The sequence below is a fragment of the uncultured Allobosea sp. genome (assembly GCF_945957345.1).
In the GTDB taxonomy this organism is placed as follows: Bacteria; Pseudomonadota; Alphaproteobacteria; order Rhizobiales; family Beijerinckiaceae; genus Allobosea.
This window is the reverse complement of the sequence record NZ_CAMFKW010000104.1, coordinates 1-4,667: the sequence shown is the minus strand read 5'-3', so window position 1 is coordinate 4,667 and position 4,667 is coordinate 1. Positions and strand designations below refer to the sequence as shown.

At 65.4% G+C, this 4,667-nt stretch carries 4 protein-coding genes and 1 tRNA gene; 3 read left to right on the top strand and 2 right to left on the bottom strand.

Features of this window, described 5'->3' with window-relative positions:
- The first annotated feature begins 222 nt into the window (after positions 1-222).
- From Q0Q36_RS24965 to hemN, 3 genes are all read left to right on the top strand, one after another.
- Positions 223-298, top strand: a tRNA-Ile gene (locus Q0Q36_RS24965).
- A 182-nt stretch (positions 299-480) separates the two neighbouring features.
- Positions 481-678 carry a hypothetical protein gene (locus tag Q0Q36_RS24960; RefSeq protein ID WP_293802577.1) on the top strand — a complete coding sequence of 66 codons (198 nt, stop codon included), beginning with the start codon at positions 481-483 and terminating at the stop codon, positions 676-678.
- 420 nt (positions 679-1,098) lie between these two features.
- A complete protein-coding gene (hemN, locus tag Q0Q36_RS24955) occupies positions 1,099-2,442 on the top strand; it encodes an oxygen-independent coproporphyrinogen III oxidase (RefSeq protein WP_293802576.1) in 1,344 nt (447 codons plus the stop codon).
- A gap of 119 nt (positions 2,443-2,561) precedes the next feature.
- Here hemN and Q0Q36_RS24950 read toward each other — a convergent pair whose 3' ends face one another.
- A complete protein-coding gene (locus Q0Q36_RS24950) occupies positions 2,562-3,149 on the bottom strand; it encodes a UbiX family flavin prenyltransferase (protein ID WP_293802574.1) in 588 nt (195 codons plus the stop codon).
- Entirely contained in the window at positions 3,146-4,666 is a 1,521-nt protein-coding gene (locus Q0Q36_RS24945) for a UbiD family decarboxylase (RefSeq protein ID WP_293802572.1), read from the bottom strand. Before Q0Q36_RS24945 ends, Q0Q36_RS24950 begins: the two co-directional genes overlap by 4 nt.
- Between the last annotated feature and the right edge of the window lies 1 nt (position 4,667).

The following is a 4,667-nucleotide window of genomic DNA, read 5'->3' as shown; positions in this document are numbered from 1 at the left end:
AGACGAGGGCGCTGACCGAGCATATCGGCCGCTTCACCTTCCGGCAGGGCCATGCCGCCGAGGAGCATGGCGAGCGCAGGCACGCTGCTGCGGCCTGACGCGACGATCCGAGCCATTCGGCTCACAGGAACGGAACAGGGCCTCCCGGTATGCCGGGAGGCCCTTTCGATTCCCACCTTATGTGCCTTGCTTGCCGGGCTGCGGCGATGCTAGGCGAGGAGTGGGCCGGTAGCTCAATGGTTAGAGCTCGCTGCTCATAACAGCGCCGGTGCCGGTTCGAGTCCGGCCCGGCCCACCATTTTCTGCTTCGTGCAGGAACCTCGGAAACTCCGCGCAAGATGGTTCCGCGGATTCCGGTTCCAAATCAAAAGCTTGGGCGCAGCACTCTGAAACTGCCTGCCGAAGCGGCTTGGTGCTACCTGATGCTGCTCTGGCTTGCCGTGCAGAAGCGTCGCTAAGCCGGCAGCCGGAAGGTGCTTGGTGACCCTCAACGCGATCACGATGAGCGAGGATTCCATCGCGCTGTTCGACGACATCCGCGAGGGGAAGCTCACGGCCAGGGAGATCCGCGACTTGATCAACGGGCTCGATATCGCTGCCAAGCGCCAACGCGACGGCGCTATCGCTCGCGCAGAAGCCGAGGCCCACGCGGACGCAGACGCCTATCCGGCACGTTGAAAATCGGCGTTCAGCGCGACGGCGGTCGCGCTGATGCGATCGAAGAGGCAGGTGAAGCAGGTCGCGTCAGCATGCGACCGGGATTGGCACCTCTGCGAAAGACGCATTGACCTGGATCAACTCGCTATCGTCGAACGACCGACCCAGCCATTCCGAGAGCCCTCCGCAACTGGTACCGGGCCGAGGCAAGCGGGCGGGCTCGGGCGCGCTACTCCCTAGAGACGTCGGCCCAGTTGGCTTTGTGTCCAGCGATCGCACGAATATGGGGTGATCTCTCGCTTTTTGGTGATGAAACCGAGCTCTGCACCATGCTGCATTTTGCAGCCATAGCGAGCCAACCCTACTTTGCGGGATATCAAACAACGCGATCAATCGAAGGGCTAGACAACAGTTAATCGAACCGCCTGTCGGAGCCGCGGGATGCAGACCACGTCATATCGAGACGAGCGGCTACCGCGCTATACGAGTTATCCGACTGCTCCCCATTTTCAGGCGCATGTGGACGGCTCGTCCTACGCAAGCTGGTTGAAGGCGCTGGCGGCCGGCACGACGACGTCGCTCTATCTGCATGTGCCGTTCTGCCGCTCGATGTGCTGGTATTGTGGCTGTCACACCACTGTGGCGCTGCGCAACGGCCCCATCATTGACTACCTCGCGGCGCTACGCGGCGAAATCGCGCTTGTCGCGGAACATCTGGCGGCGCCTGTCGACGTGCGGCACGTCCATTTCGGCGGCGGCACGCCGACGATCCTCGAACCGGCGGATTTCGTTGCGCTCGTCAGGCACTTGCGCCTGCATTTCGCGGTTCACCCCGACGCTGAGATCGCCGTCGAGATCGACCCGCGCCGGCTCGCGCCAGCCATGACCGCAGCGTTGGCGGCGGCCGGCGTCAATCGCGCGAGCCTCGGAGTGCAAAGCTTCGATCCCGACGTGCAGAAGGCGATCAACCGCATCCAGAGCGTTGAGCAGACTGCTGCCGTAGTCGCCGGCTTGCGCGGCGCTGGCATAGGCTCCGTCAGCTTCGATCTGATATACGGTCTGCCGAAGCAGACCGTGCAATCCTGCGTCGACACCGTCGAGCAGTGCCTGACGATGCGGCCGGACCGGTTCTCGATCTTCGGTTACGCGCATGTGCCGGAGTTCAAGAAGCACCAGCGCCGGATCGCGACAGAGAACCTGCCGGACGGCGCGGCGCGGCATGAGCAGGCGGGGGCGATGGCGCGCAGGCTCGTTGCCGCAGGCTATATCAGCATCGGGCTCGATCATTTTGCCCGGCCGGAAGATCCTATGGTCAGGGCACTGTCGCAAGGTCGGCTGCACCGCAACTTCCAAGGCTACACCACCGACCCGTGCGAAGCGTTGATCGGCCTCGGTGCATCGGCGATCGGACGCCTGCCTCAGGGCTATGTCCAGAACGAGGTGGTGATCGGCCGTTACGCCGAGCGGATCGCAGACAGCAAATTGCCGATCGCCCGAGGATATCGGCTGACCCCGGAAGACAGGCTGCGCGCAGAGCTGATCGAGCGCGTGATGTGTGACCTCGCCGTGGATATCGACGCCGTTTGCGCACGTCATCCCGTGGATGCCGGCGCGCTCGCCTCGTCACGTTGCGCCCTCGAGCAGCTCGCGCGGGAAGGGGTGGTGAATTTTGACGGCCGCCGCGTGCAGCTTCCGGAGGATGCGCGACTATTCGTCCGCAAAGTCGCCTCGACCTTCGACGCCTATCTCGATCACGCGCCGAGGCAATACAGCCGCGCCGTTTGAGCATCGGATCGGGGAAGCCGGCGTGGCAGCCGCTCGACCGCAGGAGTGCGGGCTGGCGAGCGCGTATCGAGAAGGCACAGATGGGACGAGCGATGGGGCGAAGGTGCGGCCTTTAACCGTTACGCTTCACCACCGCGCCATTCTCTGGAGGCGACGGCTTCGCCTTTCAGGTCGAGCAGCCCCAGTGCGCGCAAGGCGATCTGATCAACGATCTCGGAGATATCGCATGGTTTCAGATAGAAGGCCGGAACGGGCGGTGCGATGATCGCGCCGAACTCCGTGACCTGTGCCATGGCCCGCAGATGGCCGAGATGCAGCGGGCTTTCCCGCGCCACGAGCACGAGGCGCCTCCGCTCCTTGAGCTGGACATCGGCAGCGCGCGTCAGAAGATCGCCAAGCTGACCATAGGCGATGGCGCAAAGGCTGCGCATTGAGCAGGGCGCGACGATCATGCCCGCCGTCCGGAAGGAGCCGCTGGCGATACTCGCGCCGACATCGCGGTGATCATGGCACCGCGATGCCAGTGCGCGTGCCCGCGCGGGAGCCTCCGGATCGATCTCGGCTGAAAGTGTCCGTTCTGCCGCTGGCGAGATCACCAGATGCGTCTCGACCGTGCCGCTCTCGGCCAGCCTCTCCAGGACCCTGAGCCCGATGGCAGCGCCCGAGGCGCCGCTGATCCCGACGACGACGCGGTGCAGCTGGCTCATCCCGAGCGCCCTGATGCTGGTTCGAGTCCGAGCGAGGGCCAGAGCGTGTCGATACGGGCACTGACGCCCGGGTCCATCGCCATCGGCCTGCCCCATTCCCGTTCGGTTTCGGGCGGTAGCTTGTTGGTGGCATCGATGCCGAGCTTGCCACCGAGCCCCGGCTTCGGCGAGGCGAAATCGAGATAGTCGATCGGTGTGTCGGTCAGCGTGACATGGTCGCGGCCGGCATCGGAGCGTGTCGCCACCGCCCACATGACCTGCGCCCAGTCGCGCGGGTCGATATCGTCGTCCACGACGATGACGAGCTTGGTGTAGCAAAACTGCGGCAGCAGTGACCACAGGCCAAGCATGAGCCGGCGGGCCTGGCCCGGATAGCGCTTGGCGATAGCGACGACAGCAATCCGATAGGAGCACGCTTCCGGCGGCAGCCAGAGATCGACGACCTCAGGGAACTGCCGTTGCAACAGTGGCAGGAACAGCACATTGAGGGCTTCGCCGATGCGCGAGGGCTCGTCCGGCGCCCGGCCGGTGAAGGTCGAGAGATAAATCGGTGCCCGCCGCATCGTGACCGCCGTGACCCGCATCACCGGGAAGCGCTCGACCGAATTGTAATAGCCGGTGTGATCGCCATACGGACCTTCCGGGGCGGTCTCTTCGGGGGAGACGAAGCCCTCGATTACGATCTCGGCATCGGCCGGAACCAAAAGAGGAACGCTGACGCAAGAGACGAGTGCCGGTCGTTCGCTGCGCAGCAGACCGGAGAAGCGCATTTCCGATACCGTTTCGGGCAGGGGGAGCACAGCCGAGAGGATCGTCGCCGGATCGGCGCCGATAACCACCGCGACCGGCATCTCGCAGTCGAGCCGGCGCCATTGGGCATGGTGGCGCGCGCCTCCGCGATGGGCGAGCCAGCGCAGGATCGCGCGGTCGCGTCCCAGCACCTGCATCCGGTAGACGCCGAGATTGCTCTCGTCTCCTGGGGAGGGCTCGGGCGGCGTGGTGAGGACCAGCGGCCAGGTGATCAGGGGCGCGGGCTCGCCCGGCCAACAGAGTTGCACCGGCAGTGCGGTCAGGTCGATCGCGTCGTCCCGGAAGACGCGTTCCTGCACAGGCGCCCGACGACGCTCGCGTGGCCGCATCGAGAGAGCCGCGAGCGCCAACGGCAGCGCCTGCCAGGCTTCGCCGAGCCCGCGCGGTGGCCGTGGATCGCGCAATTCGGCGAGCTTGCCGCCGAGTGCGGGCAGGTTCTTCGTTTCGACGCCGAGCCCCCAGGCGACACGCTCGACGGTTCCGAACAGATTGGTCAGAAGCGGCATGGAGGAGACTTTTCCGCCCGGGAGCAAGGGGCGCTCGAACAGCAGCGCAGGGCCGCCATCGGCGATGACGCGGCGATGGATCTCGGTGATTTCGTGGACGACGCTGACCGGCTCGGCAATCCGCCGGAGTTGTCCGGCGACGTCGAGATGGGTGAGGAAGGCGCTGAGATCGCGGAAGCGGGGCAGGTCGCGGATCGGCAAG

Excerpts from the sequence above, each read along its gene's own strand:
- hemN (WP_293802576.1), top strand. The coding sequence starts at position 1,099 with ATGCAGACCACGTCATATCGAGACGAGCGGCTACCGCGCTATACGAGT.
- Q0Q36_RS24950 (WP_293802574.1), bottom strand. The coding sequence starts at position 3,149 with ATGAGCCAGCTGCACCGCGTCGTCGTCGGGATCAGCGGCGCCTCGGGC.